Annotated in this window: 12 protein-coding genes and 3 pseudogenes; 10 read left to right on the plus strand and 5 right to left on the minus strand. The window is 72.9% G+C overall.

All coding sequences use genetic code 11. The features are described 5' to 3' along the window. A pseudogene (locus ACFXDE_RS41650) lies at positions 1–332 on the minus strand (sugar ABC transporter permease); the annotation flags it as partial. Continuing rightward, positions 329–1,588 (minus strand): extracellular solute-binding protein, encoded by a 1,260-nt coding sequence (locus ACFXDE_RS41655; protein WP_380499413.1) that lies wholly within the window; start codon positions 1,586–1,588, stop codon positions 329–331. The gene ACFXDE_RS41655 and the pseudogene ACFXDE_RS41650, both read right to left, overlap by 4 nt. A gap of 295 nt (positions 1,589–1,883) precedes the next feature. Between ACFXDE_RS41655 and ACFXDE_RS41660 the strand changes: the two genes are divergently transcribed. The 6 genes and pseudogenes from ACFXDE_RS41660 (at position 1,884) to ACFXDE_RS41685 (ending at position 9,455) form a co-directional block, all read left to right on the plus strand. Continuing rightward, positions 1,884–2,786 (plus strand): SIS domain-containing protein, encoded by a 903-nt coding sequence (locus tag ACFXDE_RS41660; RefSeq protein WP_380499414.1) that lies wholly within the window; start codon positions 1,884–1,886, stop codon positions 2,784–2,786. Next, positions 2,783–3,694 (plus strand): ROK family protein, encoded by a 912-nt coding sequence (locus tag ACFXDE_RS41665; RefSeq protein ID WP_380499415.1) that lies wholly within the window; start codon positions 2,783–2,785, stop codon positions 3,692–3,694. The genes ACFXDE_RS41660 and ACFXDE_RS41665 overlap by 4 nt, the downstream gene beginning before the upstream one ends. 145 nt (positions 3,695–3,839) lie before the next feature. Next, on the plus strand, positions 3,840–4,682 hold the full coding sequence (locus tag ACFXDE_RS41670) for a ketose-bisphosphate aldolase (protein ID WP_380499416.1): 843 nt from the start codon (positions 3,840–3,842) through the stop codon (positions 4,680–4,682). 434 nt (positions 4,683–5,116) lie between these two features. Beyond that, positions 5,117–7,453: pseudogene (locus tag ACFXDE_RS41675) on the plus strand (TIM-barrel domain-containing protein); the annotation flags it as partial. Between the two features lie 144 nt (positions 7,454–7,597). Then, entirely contained in the window at positions 7,598–8,758 is a 1,161-nt protein-coding gene (locus tag ACFXDE_RS41680; protein WP_380499417.1) for an FAD-dependent oxidoreductase, read from the plus strand. A gap of 10 nt (positions 8,759–8,768) precedes the next feature. Beyond that, positions 8,769–9,455 (plus strand): TetR/AcrR family transcriptional regulator, encoded by a 687-nt coding sequence (locus tag ACFXDE_RS41685; protein ID WP_380499418.1) that lies wholly within the window; start codon positions 8,769–8,771, stop codon positions 9,453–9,455. Between the two features lie 6 nt (positions 9,456–9,461). Here ACFXDE_RS41685 and ACFXDE_RS41690 read toward each other — a convergent pair whose 3' ends face one another. Continuing rightward, positions 9,462–10,046 (minus strand): NADPH-dependent FMN reductase, encoded by a 585-nt coding sequence (locus ACFXDE_RS41690; protein WP_380445152.1) that lies wholly within the window; start codon positions 10,044–10,046, stop codon positions 9,462–9,464. 437 nt (positions 10,047–10,483) lie between these two features. Here ACFXDE_RS41690 and ACFXDE_RS41695 point away from each other — a divergent pair, with 437 nt between their 5' ends. Both ACFXDE_RS41695 and ACFXDE_RS41700 read left to right on the plus strand, forming a co-directional pair. Beyond that, entirely contained in the window at positions 10,484–11,824 is a 1,341-nt protein-coding gene (locus ACFXDE_RS41695) for a GH1 family beta-glucosidase (protein ID WP_380499419.1), read from the plus strand. A gap of 466 nt (positions 11,825–12,290) precedes the next feature. Continuing rightward, entirely contained in the window at positions 12,291–14,057 is a 1,767-nt protein-coding gene (locus ACFXDE_RS41700) for a serine/threonine-protein kinase (RefSeq protein WP_380499420.1), read from the plus strand. 53 nt (positions 14,058–14,110) lie between these two features. On the opposite strand, the gene ACFXDE_RS41705 is transcribed toward ACFXDE_RS41700, so the two are convergent. Both ACFXDE_RS41705 and ACFXDE_RS41710 read right to left on the minus strand, forming a co-directional pair. Next, on the minus strand, positions 14,111–16,849 hold the full coding sequence (locus tag ACFXDE_RS41705; RefSeq protein WP_380499421.1) for a LuxR C-terminal-related transcriptional regulator: 2,739 nt from the start codon (positions 16,847–16,849) through the stop codon (positions 14,111–14,113). A 236-nt stretch (positions 16,850–17,085) separates the two neighbouring features. Beyond that, entirely contained in the window at positions 17,086–17,826 is a 741-nt protein-coding gene (locus ACFXDE_RS41710; protein ID WP_380499422.1) for a DUF899 domain-containing protein, read from the minus strand. A 290-nt stretch (positions 17,827–18,116) separates the two neighbouring features. Between ACFXDE_RS41710 and ACFXDE_RS41715 the strand changes: the two are divergent. Together ACFXDE_RS41715 and ACFXDE_RS41720 are read left to right on the plus strand one after the other, a co-directional pair. Beyond that, a pseudogene (locus tag ACFXDE_RS41715) lies at positions 18,117–18,254 on the plus strand (family 1 glycosylhydrolase); the annotation flags it as partial. A 193-nt stretch (positions 18,255–18,447) separates the two neighbouring features. Continuing rightward, positions 18,448–18,729: an EsaB/YukD family protein gene (locus ACFXDE_RS41720; protein ID WP_380499423.1), complete on the plus strand. Its 282-nt coding sequence runs from the start codon at positions 18,448–18,450 to the stop codon at positions 18,727–18,729. Positions 18,730–18,825: the final 96 nt, after the last annotated feature.

An 18,825-nucleotide genomic window follows, 5' to 3' on the forward strand; every position in this document is an offset into this window, starting at 1 on the left:
GTGATCCGTCGGCCGGGGAATTCCTGGTTGAAGAGCTGGGCGAGGGCGAGGGAGAGGAGCATGGTCAGGCCGACGACGGCGACCGTCCAGAGCACCGTCCAGCCGAGGACCTCGGGCAGGCGCGGGTCGGCGAACAGTTTGCGGTACTTGACCAGGCCGGCCGCGCCGTGGTCGGTGCCGGTGGTGTCGATGCGCCGCAGCGAGGTGCGGACCATCTCCACCACCGGCCACACGACCACGCCGAGGATCAACAGGACGGCGGGCGCGATCCACGGCACCGGGCCGAGACGGCGCAGCGGGTCCCGGTGGCGCGGTGGGTGCGGCACGGTCACTGGCCGGCCTGGACGGCGGCCTGCTGGAGCGCGTCCAGCGCCTTCCTCGGGTCGCTGACGGCGGTGCCGATCTGCGTCTTGACCTGGGCCGAGACGCCCGGCCAGGTCGGGTCGCTGAGCGGGTAGAAGGTGGCGGTCGGCAGGATGCGCAGGAAGGGCGCGAGCGCCTGCTCGTCGGGGTCGGCCTGGAGGGCGGTGAGCGCGGACTTCGTGACCGGCAGCAGGCTGTACTCCTTGGCGAACTTCACCGCGTTGTCCTTGGCGTAGGCGAAGTCGAGGAAGGCCTTGACCTGCTCCTTGTGGCCGCCTTTCTTGAAGGCCATGACCCAGTCGGCCACCCCGAGCGTGGACGGGCTCGCGCCGTCCTTCCCGGGCATCGCGGTCCAGCTGACGTCCATGTTCTTGACGTCGCCCAGCAGGGTGGGGATGCCGTTGAGCATGCCGACCTTGCCGGACGCGAAGTCCTTGGTGAGGTCGGTGCGGTTGACGGCCGCCGGGCTCTGCTCGGTCAGGCCCGCGTCGACCCAGGACTTCAGCTGGGTGAACGTGGCCACGTTGGCGGGGGAGTTGATGGCGTACTTGCCGCCCGCGTCCTGGTAACCGCCGTGGTTGCCGAGCATCCAGATGAACGACTCGCCCTGCGCCTCCTCCTTGCCGAGCGGCACCCCGAGCGGCACCTCGACGCCCGCCTTCTTGAGGGCGGTCGCGGCGGCGGTGACGTCGTCCCAGGTCTTCGGCGGGTTGGCGGGGTCGAGTCCGGCCTTGCGGAAGAGCGTGTTGTTGATCAGGAACATCCGGGCGCTGGAGACGAACGGGACGCCGTACTGGGTGCCGTCCTGCACGCCGGCCTTCGCGAGGGCCGGGACGAAGTCGTCGGCGGTGGCGGCGGAGAGGACGTCGCCCGCCGGGTAGAGCATGCCGTTCTTCGCGTAGTCGGCGTAGCCGCCGGTCTGCAGGAGGTCGGGCTGGTTGCCGTTCTGGACCATGGTCTTGACCTGGGTGTCGAGGTCGTTCCAGTTGATGACCTGGAGGTCCACCCTGACCTTGGGGTTCTGCTGTTCGAACGCGGATATGACGCCCTGCCAGTACGCCTGGCTCGGGTTCTGCCCGTTGGAGCCGTAGTCGGCGGCGACGAACCGGATCGTGGTGACGCCGTCGGCGGACGTGCCGCCGGAGCCGGAGCCCTTGCTGCACGCCGACAGGGCGAGCGTGCCGGCCAGGGTGGCCGCCGACAGGGCGAGGAGAGGCCGCTTCATGTGCAGGACCGCCTTTGCGAGTCTACGAACTGCGTGAAGTTGTGCGATCGCGCAGATCACCAATCAAGTTCGATCAGTAGCGTGCCCAGAGTGTGCCCCGTTGGCGATGGCCATGACGGGCGCGTTATCGAAGTGTTGCCGTACAGGCCGTGGCGAGAAGGCACCCTTCCGCGTGACTGGAACTGCGTGTAGCCTCGCCGCCGGTTGCTCAATCTTGATCTGTTGGGCGTGAAGTGCGGCAGATTTGAGCAGAAGTGCCGTGGGAGCTGTTGGCGCCGTAGACGGGGAGGCCCTTGTGAGTCACGTCAACCAGAGTCACGTCAGCCGGAGTCACGTCGAGCGTGAGATCGCGGATCAGCCGGACTGCTGGCGGCGGGCGTCGGAACTGGACCCGGCCGGGCTGCCCGAACCGGGCGAGCGGGTGGCCGTCATCGGCTGCGGCACCTCGCTCTACGTCGCCCAGGCCTACGCGGCGCTGCGCGAGGCCGCCGGCCACGGCGAGACGGACGCCTTCCCGGCCTCCGAGTACCCGGCCGACCGCCGCTACGACCGGCTCCTCGCCCTCAGCCGCTCCGGAACCACCACCGAGGTGCTGACCGCGCTCGCGCGTGCCGACCGCACACCCCGCACCGCGATCACCGGCGACCCCACGACCCCGATCAGCGCCGTCGCCGACACCGTCGTCGACCTGGCCTTCGCGGACGAGGAGTCGGTGGTCCAGACGCGCTTCGCCACCACCACCCTCGCCCTGCTGCGCGCCCGGCTCGGCCACGCCCCGGCCGACCTGCCCGCCCAGGCCGAACGGGCGCTGGCCGCCGACCTGCCCGAAGGCGCCCTCGACGCACGGCAGTTCACCTTCCTCGGCACTGGCTGGACCGTCGGTCTCGCGCACGAGGCGGCGCTGAAGCTGCGCGAGGCCTCCGGCTCGTGGACGGAGTCCTACCCGGCGATGGAGTACCGGCACGGCCCGATCAGCGTCACCGCTCCGGACACCGTCGTCTGGTTCTTCGGCGAGCCGCCGGCCGGACTCCTCGACCAGGTCCGCGAGATCGGCGCGACCACCTCCGTCACCGGCCTGGACCCGCTCGCCGACCTGATCCGCGCCCAGCGGCTCGCCGTCGAACTCGCCAAGGCCCGCGGCCTCGACCCCGACCGGCCGCGCCACCTCACCCGGTCGATCGTCCTCACCCGGCCGTGACCACGGTCATCGCGCTCGACGTCGGCGGCACCTGGGTCAAGGGCGGCGCGGCCGGCCCGGACGGCCGCCTGCGGGCCGCCACCCGCCGCCCCACCGGCGCCGAGCACGGCCCGGAGGCAGTACTCGCGACGGTGCTCGCCACCGCCCGCGAACTCGCCGACCACTACCGCCCGGTGGCGGCCGGCGTCGCGATCCCCGGCATCGTCGACGAGCCGGCCGGCCGGTCGGTGCTCGCCGCGAACCTCGGCTGGCACCGGCTGCCCGTCCGCGACCGGCTCGCGGAGGTACTCGGCGTCCCCGTCGCCCTCGCCCACGACGTCCGGGCCGGCGGCCTCGCCGAAGCCCGCCTGGGAGCCGGCCGGGGCAGCGGCAACTTCCTGTTCGTCCCGGTCGGCACCGGCGTCGCCGCGGCCCTGGTCGTCGACGGCCGCCCGCTGACCGGCAGCCACGCCAAGGCCGGTGAACTCGGCCACCTCCCGGTGGAACTCGCCGCCGGCGAACCGTGCGGGTGCGGCGGCCGGGGCTGCCTGGAGACGGTCGCGTCGGCCGCCGCGATCGCCCGCCGCTACACCCGCAGGACCGGCCGCACCGGGACGGACGCCAAGGAGGTCGCCGAACGCGCCCGCACCGGCGACTTCGCGGCGGTCACCGTCTGGCGCGAGGCCGTCGACGCCCTCGCGGAAGGCCTCGCCGCCGCCGTCACCCTGCTCGACCCCGAGCGCATCGTGATCGGCGGCGGCCTCGCCGAAGCGGGCGAACTCCACCTGGCCCCGCTCCGGACCGCCCTCGCGGCCCGCCTGACGTTCCAGACCGTCCCCGAGATCGTCCCCGCCGAACTGGGCCCCCGCGCCGGCTGCCAGGGCGCAGCCCTCCTGGCCCGCGAACTGGCGGCGGAGGCGGGGACGTGACGGGCGTGGAGGGGGCGTGCGCGGAGGGCGCGTGCGCGGGAAGTCGGCCGGTTCGACTTCCCGCGCTGCGCGAGTGTCCGATCGGCCGCTGCGGAACCGGTGTCGCCCGCCCCCGCCCCCGCCACCCCGACCCGAGGAGTCCCCGATGCCCCTGACCGGTACCGGTGCCATCGTCGGCCCCGCCGTCGCCTACGGCCGGGGGGTCGGGGCGTTCAACGTCATCCAGCTGGAGCACGCGCAGGCGATCGTGACGGGGGCCGAGGCGGTCGGGGCGCCGGTGATCCTCCAGCTCAGCGAGAACGCCGTCCGTTACCACGGCGCCCTCGCGCCGGTCGCCGCAGCAACGCTCGCGCTCGCGCGGCGGGCGACCGTTCCCGTGGCCGTCCACCTCGACCACGCGACGTCCGCCGGACTCGTCGCCGAGGCCGTCGACCTGGGCTTCTCCTCGGTCATGTTCGACGCCTCCGCGCTCGCCCATGCCGACAACCTCCGCCGGACCGCCGAGGTCGTGGCCCGCTGTCACGCGGCCGGGGTCTGGGTGGAGGCGGAGCTGGGGGAGATCGGCGGCAAGGACGGCGTCCACGCGCCGGGGGTGCGCACCGATCCGGACGAGGCGGCCGACTTCGCCGCCGGGACGGGCGTCGACGCGCTGGCCGTCGCCGTCGGCTCCTCGCACGCGATGGCCACCCGGGACGCCGTCCTCGACTTCGCCCTCATCGCGCGGCTGCGCGAGGCCGTGCCGGTGCCGCTCGTGCTGCACGGGTCCTCGGGCGTCGCGGACGAGGACCTGACCCGGGCCGTCGAGCACGGCATCACGAAGGTCAACATCGCCACCCAGCTCAACCGGGTGTTCACCGCCTCCGTCCGGCGCGCCCTCGCGGACGACGTGCGGCTCGTGGACACCCGCCGCTACCTCGGGGCCGGCCGCGCCGCGACGGCCGCCGAAGTGGCCCGGCTGCTCACCGTCCTCAGGGCGAACCCCTCCTGAGACGGCGAGCAAGGACCCCGCATCCAGACGCCCCGTCCGGATCCCCCCCCCGGCGGGAGCCCCACCGGAGAACGGAAGGTGACACGTCCATGCGCCACACGTCCATGCGCCACCGCTTACGCCGCTCGCACCCCCGAGGCGTCCTGACCACCGTGCTCGCGCTGCTGTGCGCGCTGCTCGGCGCCGTCCCCGCGGCCCGCGCCGCGACGCCGTCGGCGGGCACGCTCTCGCCCGGCCACCGCACGGTGACCTGGCAGAGCCCCACCTACGCCAACGGCGCCGTGCCCGACCCCGCGCACTGCCCGAGCGCCGCCGCCGACCCGGACGGCAAGGTCTGCGACCGCTTCTCGATCACCGTGGACGTCCCGGCCGGCTACTGGCAGGGCCACCCCGACGGCGGCGTGCCGGTCTCGATCAGCTGGCCCGACCCGACCATGGAGTTCGACCTCTACGTCTACGACGGCGCGGGCCGCAAGGTCGCCGAGAACCAGACCGGCGCCGTCCCCACCACCGCCGTGATCCCGGACGCGTCGGGCACCTACCAGGTGCTGGTGGTGCCCTACTCCGTCAAGAACTCCTCCTACACCGCGACCGCGCTGCTCCCCGAGCCCACCACCGTCGGCGACGCGACCGGCATCGTCCGGGACGGCGACGGCTACCTGATCGAGGCGGGCGCGACGGCCCGCGCCCGCGTGGACTTCACCACCGAGGACGCCTTCCGCCTGCAGTTCAGCCCGGACGGCACCTTCACGGCCCCGCCCGTCGGGGAGATGATCGCGACGACTCCGCCCACCCTCAAGACGGTCGAGGAGCGCGACGAGGGCGACTACTACGCGATCAGCTCCGCGCACCTCACCCTGCGCGCGTACAAGCAGCCGCTGCGCTTCGCGCTCTACACCGACGACGACACCAAGCGCGTCTGGGAGGAGACCCGCGGCCTCACCTGGACCCAGGACGCGATGCAGCAGACCCTCGCCCGCGGGCCGCAGGAGCAGTTCTACGGCGCGGGCGAGCAGAACGGCTCGTTCTCCCACCGGGGCAGGACCGTCCACGTCGCCAACGACTACAACTGGAACGAGGGCGGGTTCAACAACTCCCAGCCCTTCTACCTCTCTTCGGCCGGCTACGGCGTCTTCCGCCACACCTACGCCCCCGGCACGTACACCTTCGGCGACCCGGTGCAGACGTCCGAGCGCGAACGCCGCTTCGACGGCTACTACTTCTACGGCCCGGACCTCAAGAACATCATCGGCGCCTACACCGACCTCGTCGGCAAGCCCTTCATGCCGCCCGTCTACGGCCTCGAACCGGGCGACTCCGACTGCTACCTGCACAACGCCAACCGCGGCGAGCGGCACACCCTGGACGCCCTCAAGGTCGCCGACGGCTACACCGCCAACCAGCAGCCGCTCGGCTGGATGCTCGTCAACGACGGCTACGGCTGCGGCTACGAGAACCTCCAGCAGACCGGCCAGGGCCTGCGCGACCACCAGATGCAGCTGGGCCTGTGGACGTCGACCGGCCTGCCCAACCAGGGCGAGGAGGTCAAGGCGGGCGTGCGGGTGCGCAAGCTGGACGTCGCCTGGGTCGGCCCCGGCTACAAGTTCGCGCTGGACGGCTGCCTGAAGGCCAAGGACGGCATCGAGCAGAACAGCGACGCCCGCGGCTTCGTCTGGCTCCCCGTCTCCTGGGCCGGCGCACAGCGCTGCGGCGTGCTGTGGAGCGGCGACCAGAAGGGCACGTACGACTACGTGCGCTGGCAGATCCCGACGTACGCGGGCGCGGCCATGTCCGGCATCGCGTACAACACCGGTGACGTGGGCGGCATCTTCGGCAGCGACCCGAAGGTGGAGACCCGGGACCTGGAATGGAAGACCTTCGTCCCGGCCATCATGACCATGGACGGCTGGGCGGCCGCCGACAAGCAGCCGTGGCGGGCGGGCGAGCCGTACACCTCGGTCAACCGGCGCTACCTCCAGCTCAAGGAGCGCCTGCTGCCGTACTTCTACACGCTCGCCGAGGAGGCGCACCGCACGGGCGTCGGCGCGGTCCGGCCGCTCGTGCTGGAGTACCCGGACGACCCGAACACGTGGGGCGACGCGGCGAAGTACGAGTTCATGAGCGGCAGCGACTTCCTCGTCGCGCCGGTGTACGACAACTCGTCCGTCCGCAACGGCATCTACCTGCCGAAGGGCACGTGGGTGGACTACTGGACGGGTAAGACGTACGAGGGCCCGACCACGGTCAACGGGTACCAGGCGCCGCTGGAAACCCTGCCGCTGTTCGTCCGGGCCGGAGCCGTCGTGCCGATGTGGCCGCAGGGCACGCTGTCGTGGCAGACCCGCGACACCGGCCGGCTCTCCTACGACGTCTACGCCAAGGGCGGCGAGTCCTCGTTCACGCTCTACGAGGACGACGGCACGACGCGCGCGCACGAGCAGGGCGCGGGTGCCACCCAGGAGGTGTCGGTCCGCTCGGTCGGGCGCGGGCACGGCGTGACCACCGTGGACGTCGGCCCGAGCGTGGGCGACTACACGGGCAAGCCGGCCGCGCGCGCCTACGAGTTCACCGTCCACGCCGGGGCCGGGCCGGGCGCGGTGCTCCTGGACCACGAGCCGCTGGACGGCTACTCCTCGCAGGCCGGGCTGGACGCGGCGGGCGCGGGGTGGTTCTACGACGCGGCGGCGGGCGTGGTGCATGTGAAGACGCCGCAGCAGCCGACGGACTCGGGCTTCTCGCTGCTCCTGGCGGGAGCCGGACCGCTGGCGGGCTGAGCCTGGCAGAGCCGGGCCGAGCCGGGGGAGGGCGGAGGTCTTCGGACTTCCGCCCTCCCTCCTTCTTCAGCTCGGCGAACTTGTTCGTAACGAACATGTTCGTTACCGTGGAGAGGACGCCGGCGACCCGAAGGAGCGGACATGACCCAGCGCAATCCGACCCACGTCCCCGCCCACGTCCCGATCGCCGTCCTCGGAGCCGGCCTCGGCGGCCTGACCCTCGCCCGCGTGCTCCACGTCCACGGCGTCGAGGCCGCCGTGTTCGACCTGGAGGCGTCCCCCGAGGCCCGCACCCAGGGCGGCATGCTCGACATCCACGAGGAGTCCGGCCAGCGCGCCCTGCACGCGGCCGGCCTGTACGACGGCTTCCGCGCCCTCGTCCACGAGGGCGGCGAGGCCATGCGGCTGGTCGCCCCGGACGGCGCCGTCCGGCTCGACGCCCCGGACGACGGCACCGGCGGCCGCCCCGAGGTGGACCGCGGCGCCCTGCGCGACCTCCTCCTCGGCTCCCTCCCCGCCGGGACGGTCCGCTGGGGCCGCAAGGTCACCGGCGTCCGGGCGCTCGGCGACGGCCGCCACGAGGTCGCCTTCGCCGACGGCGGCACCCTCACCACCGACCTGCTGATCGGTGCCGACGGCGCGTGGTCGCGGGTCCGCCCGCTGCTGTCCGACGCCGTCCCCGCCTACACCGGCATCTCCTTCGTCGAGGCCGACCTGCACGACGCCGCCGTCCGTCACCCCGAGGCCGCCGCACTCGTCGGCGGCGGGTTCTTCATGGCGCTCGCCGAGGACCGCGGCTTCCTCGGCCACCTCGAAACGGACGGCAGCATCCACGTCTACACCGCCCTGCGGGTGGGGGAGGAATGGCTGGACGGCCTCGGCGCCGCTGATTCGGCGGCGGTCAAGCGGGCCGTCCTCGCCGAGTTCGACGGCTGGTCCGACGGCCTGCGCGCCCTCGTCGCGGACGCCGACGGGCCGCTCGTCGGGCGCCGCATCCACGCCCTGCCGGTCGGCCACCGCTGGGACCGCGTCCCCGGCGTCACGCTCCTCGGCGACGCCGCCCACCTGATGTCCCCGTTCGCGGGCGAGGGCGCCAACCTCGCCATGCTCGACGGCGCCGAACTGGGCGCGGCGATCGCCGCCCACCCCGGCGCCGCCGAGGCGGCGCTCGCGGCGTACGAGCGGGAGCTGTTCCCGCGCAGCGAGGCCTCGGCGGCGGAGTCGGCGGCCAACCTGGAGCGGATGTTCGGGCCGGACGGGCTCCAGGGGATGCTCGACCTGGTCACCGGGCCCGCGGCCTAAGGTGGACGGCATGAGCAGCACCCCGACGCCCCGCCCCCGCAGCCGCCGTGAACGCCCGGCCAAGCCGGCCCTCACCTACGAGGGCATCGTCGCCGCAGCCGTCCGGATCCTGGAGGCCGAGGGGCTGCAGCGGGTGACCATGCGCCGCCTCGCGCAGGAGCTCGACACCGGCCCGGCCTCGCTCTACGTGTACGTCGCCAACACGGCCGAGCTGCACGCGGCGATCCTGGAGGAGTTCCTCGGCGCGGTGGACCTCGCGCCGGTGCGGGCGGCCGGCGACTGGCGCGAGCGCCTGGCCGCCGTCCTCGGCTCGTACACCGGGGTGCTGTTCCGGCATCCGGCGCTCGCCCACACCGCACTCGTCACCCGCCCGTCGGGCCCGCACTACCTCGCCGTCGTGGAGGCGCTCCTCGCGCTGCTGCACGAGGGCGGCGTGCCGGACGGGCAGGCGGCCTGGGGTGTGGACGTCCTGCTGCTCGTGGCCACCGCGACGGCCGCCGAACAGTCCGCCCGCGACGCCGACCCGGGCGCCGAGGCCGAACACACCGCCCTCGCCGAAACCCTGCTCGCCGCCACCGCCCCCGAGCACCCCCGCATCGCGGCCCTCGGCCCCGCCCTGCTCGCCGGCACCCCGGAGGACCGCCTCGCGTGGACCTTCCGCATGGTGATCAACGGGACGGCCGCCACCCCGCGTTAGTGCCCGTCAGTTGCCGTAGGGCTTCTTCTCGCGGGCCTCGCGCAGGGCCTGTCCCCACCAGCCGAGCTGGTTGAACAGCGTGGTCGCGGCGGCCGTCGCGCCGGCGGGCTCCTTCAGCGCGCCGGTCTCGTCGAAGAGCCCCCAGCAGTTGTGGAAGCTGACCACGTCACGGACGGTCACGGAGTGCATCTCGGCGAAGACCTGCCGCAGTTGCTCCACCGCCCGCAGGCCGCCGGACAGGCCGCCGTAGGAGACGAAGCCGACCGGCTTGGCCGCCCACTCCTTCCCGTGCCAGTCGATCAGGCTCTTCAGCGAGGCCGGGAAGCTGTGGTTGTACTCCGGGGTGACCACGATGAAGGCATCCGCCTCGGCCAGCCGCGGCGAGACCCCGGCCAGCACCTGTGCAACCTCCTTGCCGGGGTTGTGGGACAGCTCGTGCGGCAACGGGTGGTCGGCGAGGTCGATCGCATCGACCAGCAGGTCGTCCCGCTCCTTGGCGAGCGAGGCGACCCAGTTGGCGACGGTAGGCCCGAACCGGCCGTCCCGGACGCTACCGGTGATCACGGCGAGACGGAGGGGCGTGGCGGACATGGGGAACTCCTCGACAGTCGGATCTGCGCGCCCCGCTGCGGGGCGACGTCCATATGATCGAAGTTCAAGCGCACTTGACGTCAAGTCGCGTCCGGTCGCGGCGGCAGCTGTCAAGGAAGCCTGCTCCTCCTCCGTCGATGCGACCGGTCGTCACTACGGGGGTTCCGGCGCAGGGATCCGGTTCGGGTTGCTCGGGCCGCTGCTGCTCGCCGGCCCGGAGGTGCGAACGCTGCCGGCCCTCCTCCTGTGCTTGCCCTGGTGGACTCGTGGCGGGGCGAGCCGTTCGCCGGCGTGCCGGTGCTCGCCACCTCTCTCACCAGGCCACCCAGCTGCGCGACGCCCGGCTCGCCCTGCTGGAACGCGGAAACCCGTCCTCTGGCGTTCCGGCGTCACGGCGATAACATGAGTGCTCCTCATGTTTGCCTCGGGAGGCTGCCATGCCGAACCGCCTCGACCTGCCCGCCGGATTCCGCTGGGGTGCCGCCACCGCCGCCTACCAGATCGAGGGGGCGGTGGAGGAGGACGGCCGCGGCCCGTCCGTCTGGGACGTCTTCACCACCCGCTCCGGCGCCGTCCGGGACGGGCACACGGGCGCGGTCGCCTGCGACCACTACCACCGGTACGCCGAGGACATCGCCCTGATGAAGGGCCTCGGGCTGGACGGCTACCGCTTCTCCATCGCCTGGTCCCGCATCCTGCCCACCGGCACGGGGCCTGTGAACCCCGCCGGCCTGGCCTTCTACGACCGCCTGGTCGACTCCCTCCTGGAAGCCGGCATCACCCCGCTGCCCACCCTCTTCCACTGGGACCTCCCGCAGGCCCTGGAGGAGGCCGGCGGCTGGCTCAACCGCGAGACGGCGTACCGCTTCGCCGAGTACGCCACCCTCGTGGCCGACCGCCTCGGCGACCGGATCCCCACCTGGATCACCCTCAACGAGCCCTTCGTCCACACCGTCTTCGGCTACGCCCTGGGCACCCACGCCCCCGGTCGCACCCTCATGTTCGAGGCCCTGCCCGCGGCCCACCACCAGCTCCTCGCCCACGGCCTGGCCGCCTCGCCGCTCCACGAGCGGGGCCTGGAGGTGATGCTGTCCAACAACCTCACCCCGGTGTGGCCGGCCTCCTCGTCACCCGAAGACGCAGCCGCCGCCGAGGCCTACGACGCCCTGCACAACCGCCTGTTCACCGACCCCGTCCTCCTCGGCCGCTACCCCGACCTCTCCGCCCTGGGCGTCCCCGACGACATCTACGGCGCCGTCCGCGACGGCGACCTCGACCTCATCCACACCCCGCGCCTGGACGGCCTCGGCCTCAACTACTACAACCCCACCCGCGTCGCCGCCCCCACCTCCCCGGGCCTGCCCTTCGACCTCGTCGACATCACCGAGGCCCCCCACACCGCCTTCGGCTGGCCCGTCGTCCCCGACGGCCTCCGCCAACTCCTGGCCGGTCTGCGGAAGACGTACGGCGAAGCCCTCCCGCCCATCACGATCACCGAAAACGGCTGCTCCGTCGACGAGTCCACCACCCCCGACCACCCCCGCATCGACTTCCTCGCCACCCACCTCGACGCCCTCGCCCAAGCCATCGCCGAGGGCGCCGACGTCCGCGGCTACTACACCTGGTCCCTCCTCGACAACTTCGAGTGGGCCGAGGGCTACCACCAGCGCTTCGGCCTCGTCCACGTCGACTTCGCGACGCAGCGCCGCACGCCGAGGGCGTCGTACGCCTGGTACCGCGACCTGATCGCCGCCCATCGGGCCCGGGGTGAGCGGTAGTCGGGGGCTGGGCTGTTGTGGCACCCGCCGGACTCGATGCAGGTCCGGTCGGGCTTTGCGAAGCATCTTTCGTGGCCGAGTGCGGCTTGGCGCGGCGTGTGGATCCGTGCCTGCGGCTCGGGGTCGGTGGAACCCGGTGGATTACGTAGTCGGAATGCGTAGTTCTACTGACGCCCGTGGGCCCCGTCGCCGGGGAGGCTTGCCCGGGGTGACAGGAGCAATCAAGAAGCGGATTACCGAGCGGACCCTTGTCGGCGGCACGTGAATGCCGTCCGGGAATCCGCGCGAGGCCGGTTCCGACAGAGCACTCCAGCCGAATTCAAGGGCTGCCTGAATTTCCACACGTGACACACAGTGAGGCCAATCCCCGACCATGCCTGCAGACGATCTCCACCACGCCGCATCGCCGCCATCCGCCTTTCAGCCCCTCCAGGCGGACGACCCGACCGAAGTAGCCGGTTACCGGTTGTACGCGCGTCTGGGGGCCGGCGGGATGGGCCGGGTCTACCTCTCCTACACGCCCGGCGGACGCCCGGTGGCCCTCAAGGTGGTCCGCCCCGAGTTCGCCGAGGACCCCGAGTTCCGCCGCCGGTTCACCCGGGAGGTGGCCAACGCTCAGCGGATCCACGGCCTGTACACCGCCCAGGTGATCGACGCCGGTACCGAGGCCGACACCCCCTGGCTGGTCACGGCATACGTGCCGGGCCCCTCGCTGCAGCAGGTGGCGCGCGAGCACGGCGGGCTGCCGCTGCGTACCGTGCTGCTGCTGCTCGGCGGCATCGCCGAGGCGCTGCAGGCGATCCACAGCGTCGACGTGGTGCACCGCGACCTGAAGCCCGCCAACGTGATGGTCGCCGCCGACGGTCCGCGGGTGATCGACTTCGGCATCGCCCGGGCCGCTGACACCACCGCGCTGACCGGCACCGGGGTCCGGATCGGCTCGCCCGCCTACATGGCGCCCGAGCAGGCCCAGGGCCGCCCGGTCACCCCCGCCACCGACGTCTTCGCGCTGGGCGCGCTGGCCGCCTACGTGGCCGGCGGCGTGCAGCCGTTCGGCGAGGGGCCGGAGACCGCGGTGCTCTACCGGGTGGTGCACGAGCCGCCGGAGCTGGACGCGGTGCCCGCCGAGCTGCGCGCGCTGCTGGAGCGTTGTCTGGCCAAGTCGCCCGAGGACCGTCCCACGCCGGCCGAGATCATCGAGCTCGTCCGCAACCACCCCGAGATCGGTGGGCAGTTGCGGTTCGCCGACGACTGGCTCCCCGCGCCGGTGGCCACCGAGATCATCCGCCGTTCCGACCTGCCCAGGACGCTGCCGACCCCTACCGTCCTGGACTCGGCGCCCTCGCTCGGTACCCCGGCGCCGGCGGCGGTTCCCCCGCCACCGCTCAGTGAGATGCCCACCGCACGTGCGCAATATCCGGAGCAGACCGTTCCGATCGCCGGGGCCGCGCCGCCCCTCACGCCGCCGCAGGCCAAGGCGAAAGGCGTTTCCTGGAAGACCCTGGTGACCATCGCCGTAGTGGTGGCGCTCGGCGGCTCGCTGGCCGGGGTGCTGCTGACCCGGCACGACACGTCGACCACCAGCGGCGGCGACGCCGCCCAGGCCCCGGCCGCCGCGAAGTCCCCGGTCGCGTCGACGACGGCTCCCGCAACGACGGCTCCCGCAACCGCGCCCACCAGCGCGCCCACCGGTGCGGCCACCGGTGCGCCCACCAGCGCGGCCGCCGGTGCGGCGAGCGCCGGCGCCTCGTCGGCCGGTGGCGCGCCCAGCTCGGTCGGCGGCGGCTCGGCGCCCGCGACAGCGGGGAGCTACACCCCGGTGGTGAACAAGGTCGAACTGACCATCCCGGCGAGCCTGTACGCCAGCCAGGCCTACCAGGTCGACCTGGCAGGCGGGAAGACGGCCCCTGCCGTCACCGCTCCCAAGTGGGCCCTCGCCCTGACGCACCAGAGCCCCACCGGTGGCGTCTCGGCCGACTCCTTCCGCGCGGCCGGCTTCGACCTCTCCGACTTCGCCGTGCTGACCGACCCGTCGTCCACCCCGGCCCAGTGCAACGCCGCGATCGACACCCAGCCCAGAGCCGACGTCGGCTTCGCCCAGGTGAACGGCGGCCGGTTGCTCTGCATCCGCGACCGCACCGCCAACAGCATCGCGATCGCGACCATCGAGACCGCCGACGTACAGACCGGCGAGGTCAAGCTCTCGCTGAGCACCTGGCAACGCAGCTCCTGACCCCGTCCGAGGGGGGAGGTAGCGGGCGGAGCAGCCGTTGGGCGACGGCTCCCTCATGCCGTGTCGGGTGCCTCGCCGAGCAGGGCGCGGGTGAGACTCGCCCGGTTGGAGACACCGAGTTTGCGGTAGACCCGGCCGAGGTGGGTGTCGACCGTGCGCACGCTGAGGAACAGCGTGCCGGCGATCTCTCCGCTGGTCAGGCCGGTGCCGGCGAGGCGGGCGACCTCCTGTTCCCGTCCGGTGAGCAGGGCCAGCCCGGCCGGATCCGCCCCGCTCCGGGCATCGGACGGGACGGGGGCGGAGGGAGCAGCGGACGAAGCCAGCGCGGTGAACAACCGGCCGCGCTGGTGGGAGACTTCGTCGGCCAGCCGGGCCGAGCCGCACTGGTGGGCCAGCGCCGCGGCCTGGTCGAGCCACCCGGCCACCTGCTCGGTCCGCAGGCTGTCCAGCGTGAGCGCGGCCACCGCGACCAGCGTGCGGCCCATCTCGATGCGCTCACCGCCGACGGTGAAGTCCGCGACCGCCGCCAGCCCGCTGAGCCGAGCCTGCTCGACGTCCCCGCGCATCCGGTGGGCCCACATGCGTGTGCGCCCGGCGTACCCGCGTCGGTTGGCGGAGGGCAGCTCGTCGACCCGGGCCTCGGCGAGGTGCGCCCAGTGCTCGGCCGTCGTCCGGTCCCCCTCGGCAATCGCAGCCTGCGTCAGGGTCTCGTAGCAGCGTGGTTGCCACCAGGCAGTGACCCGGGGCAGGTGGACGCCGCCTGCGGCGTCCAGCAGCAGCCGGCTCGCCCGGGCCGGATCCCCGGTGATCAGCACGAGTTCGGCATGGGAGCAGCGGACGTTGACGGCCCAGGCGGTCGACTGACCGTCGGCGAGCGCCGCCGCGCGATCGGCCGACGCGAGCACCTCGCGCACCTCGGCGGAACCGCCCCGCCACAGCAGGACCTGCGAGCGGAGCACCGCCAGCACTGCCCGGATCGCCGGGTTGCCGTCGAACTCGGTGTGCCGGTCGGCCTCGTCGAGCGTGGCCAGCGTGCGGCGCAGGTCCCCGCAGCGCAGCTGGGTGCCGGCCAGCGCCATCAGCAGCGCGGGCTGGATGTACGTCTGCCCGGTGCGCCGGGACAGCGCCGCGCCCCGGGTGAGGTGGCGCTCGGCGGCGGCCAGGCGTCCGAGGGTCCCTTCGGCCGTGCCCACGTGGTACAGCGCCTCCAGATTGGTCAGGAGGGTGGCGTCGGAGACGGCGTCGACGAGTTCGACCGCGCTGTCCGCGGTGCGGTCGGCCGCGGCGAGGTCCCCGGTGAACAGGTGGGCGAGCGACGCCTGCGCCAGGGACTTGGCCTCATTGACCCGGTCGTGGTTCCGGCGCGCGATCGCGGCGGCCGTCTCGGCGTGCTGCCGACAGCTCTCGTAGTCCTGCAGGTCGTAGGCGCAGTCGGCGAGTTCGGAGTGCAGGGCGGCCGCCGCGGCGCAGTCGCGGTCGGCCAGGGCCGTGAGCCCGGCACGCGCCACGGCGCCGGCCTCGCTGTAGCGGCCGAGTTGCCGTTCGGCCCGGCTCGCGTCGGCGAGTGCGGTCACGGCGTGGTTCTCGTGCGGCGGTCGGCCGGCCGCAGGTCGGCGCAGTGTGTCGAGCATCGCCCGGCTCTCGGTGGCGTCGCCGGTCAGCAGCCGCGTCTGCGCGAGCAGCACCTGCGCTTCGTGCCAGTGCTGCCCACCCTCCCGGAGCAGCGGCAGTATGACCTCGAGATACCCGGCCGACACAGCGGGGGAGGTGTGCAGCGCGTCGCGCGAGGCGGCGATCAGGGTGGTGAGGTGCTCCGGCTCGTTCGGGTCGAGGGACCGCGCCACATGGTGGGCCCGCCGGGCGATCGGCACCGCGAGCTTGGCCAGCGCGGCCGCCGAGCGGCGGTGCAGGTCCCGGCGCCGGCTGGGTTCGATCTGCTGGTACACGACCGCACCCACCGCCGGGTGACGCAGGACCATCTTCGCTCCGGCGTTGGCCGGACGTACCAGGTCGAGGCCGGTGAGCAGGTCCAGGGCCCGCATGGTCTCGGGCAACTCCAGCCCCAGCGCGGCGGCGAGCAGCTCCGGGTGGAACGAGTGGTCGAACACCGCCGCGGCGTGGAGCACGGTGCGCGCGGTGTCATCGAGGCCGGCCAGCTCACCGAGGATCGCCGTACCGGCCGCGGCGATCGCCTGGCCGTCGGAGGCCATGATCTTGAGGTACTGCGGATTGCCCTGGCCCTCGCGGTGGAGCTTCTCCAGGTCGGGACGCTCGCCGAGCAACTCCCTGGTCGCTGCCGGGGAGAGCGGCCCGAGCTGCCACACGTCGAGCAGGCCGGCGGATATCGCGCGGGACAGCACGGCGGCGAGCGCGGGCGAGAGCTGGCGCTGCCGGTAGGCGAGCAGACAGAGCAGCGGGCCGTTGGCGGTCGCCTGGAGCACCCGCTCCAGGCCCGGGATCCGATCGGCCGCAAGATGGTGCAGGTCGTCCAGGGCGACCACCGCCGCGCCGTCCCGCGTCACCTGCTCGCGCACGTCGCAGGGCTCGTCCAGCAGCGACCGCGGGCCCGGGAACGCGGGTGCGCTCGCGTACTGCCCCTGGGCCGCGTCCACCCGGACCCCTGCGGCCCTGGCGTGTGCGACGGCCGTGGACATCAGCGCGCTCTTGCCGATGCCCGGCTCCCCGACCAGTGCGATCGCCCGTCCGCCCGCCGTCGTCAGGTCACCCAGCACCTCCAGCAGCGCCTCGATCTCCCCCGCCCGCCCGAACAGTTGACGCCCTCTGGCAGCCATCCTCCCGGCCGGCGAACCCTCGAGGATGGATCCGCCGTCCTGCATTCCATCCGACATGACCGGCACATTAGTCGCACCGAATGACAGAATCACCAGCCCTCCACGGCGCTCGCATGCTTGACGACACGTGACCAGCCCTACCAGGTCACTTGGCCGTGGTCATTCGCCGAAGCCGTAGGAGTCCGGCCCGCCTCTTCGGCTCCGCTCCGGAGCCGAAGAGGCGGGCCGTTCGAGGGTCAGGCGGTCGGCGGGCCGTACTCGTCGTGGCGGCGCAGCCAGTGGGTCTCCTCGCCCTCCTCGTGCCGGCCCAGCGGCGTCCGGTCGAGGAGGCCGTAGTAGGCCATGGCGGGCTCAAGGCCGCGTGCGGTGGTGACGTACGTCCGGTGGACGGTGCCGTTCGAGAGCGCGTAGGCGCTCAGCCCGGGGCCTTCGGTGACGTACCCGGGCACGTCGGTGCCGCAGGCCTCCGCCATCTGCCGGACGGTCGGCGGGATGTCGCCAGCGAGGAACGGCCCCAGCTCCTCCGCGGTGTACTGGAAGCCGAGGTCGCGGTGGAAGTCGCTGCCGGCGGTGGAGACCCAGTCGAAGCCCCAGCCCATCCGCTCCCGGTAGGCGAGGAGCTTGTCGATCGGCGCCCGCGAGGAGCAGATCAGCGTCACGTCGCGGGCTTTGAGGTGGACCGCGTTGGGGTCGAGGGTGTCCGCGATCGAGGAGCAGACCGGGCATCCGGCCTCGTACGGCGGGCCGAACATGAAGTGGTAGACAAGCAGCTGCGAGCACCCGCCGAAGAGGTCCGCGAGCGACTTGGTCCCGCCCTCGGTCTCGAAGCCGTAGTCCTTCTCGACCGGCACCCAGGGAAGCTCCCGCCGCTTCCGCGCGAGCTCGTCACTGCGTCGGGTGAGCTTCTTCTCCTCCGCGAGCAGCTCCGCTCGGGCCGCCTCGAACTCCTCCTGCGTGCCGATCCTGTGCTCGGGCATGACCTTTCCCTCCTGTGTGGGAGCAGAACGCCACATCGCGGCGTGCGGTCACCCGCAGTGGCAGCCGGCCGTGCCTGCCACCGGCTACCCGTCCGGCCATACATCCACCGTACGCGCGCGGCGGCGGGCGCTCGAAGCCAAGCCGAATCGCCTGTGCGGTGACGTGATCGCGCGGCGGGATCCCCGGTCCCTCCGGTGCCGTCAGCGCGGGGCCGACCCGGCGGGGAACGGGGCGCCGTGACCCGGGACGATGACGTGGGCCCCGCTGACCCCGTACGCCCCGGTCGGTCGAGGGTTGCCACCAGCGCTTCGGTCTCGTCCACGTCGACTTCGCGCCACGTCGACCTCGCGCCGCAGTGCCGCAGCGCCGCACCCCGAGGGCGTCGTACGCCTGGTACCGCGACCTGATCGCCACCTACCGGGAGCGCCGGCCGCAGTGGATGGCGCTTCGAAGGTTTCGGTCCGGGGACGCAATTCTGTCGGTGGCGGTCGTCATGTCCTCGGGCTGCCCGGTTCCTAGGGTGGAGGCACCGGGAGACACCGGACGCGTCGGTCCGGACGGTGTGGCACCTGGTTGCCGGAGTCGTTCGTCCCCGCCGTTTCGCGCATCCGAGGAGCACCATGACCGCCACGCTGACCGCCATCTCTCCCGCGCACGCCGTCCGCGAGCTGACCGTCGTGGGGCCGGAGGGTCTCGTCGAGCTGGCCGTTCCGGTCACCGTTCCGGTCGTGGGGCTCATTCCGGCGCTGGTCCGGTGCGTTGCCGGAAGCCAGGCCGGTGACGGGGACTGGGCGCTGCGGCGTCTCGGCGGTGCCCCGCTCGAACCCGGTGACACGGCCGTTTCGCTGGGGCTGCGGGACGGGGAGGTCCTGCACCTGTTCTGCTCGGCTGTCGTCGGCTAGCTGTACTGACCACGGAGGTTGGTGACGGGGTTCACGGTCAGGTGATCTTGAAATGAGTGAGGGCCTTCTGGCTCGGTGTGGATTGCGACGTCTGCA

Origin of the sequence: Kitasatospora sp. NPDC059408, from assembly GCF_042751525.1 — a bacterium.
Lineage (GTDB): Bacteria > Actinomycetota > Actinomycetes > Streptomycetales > Streptomycetaceae > Kitasatospora.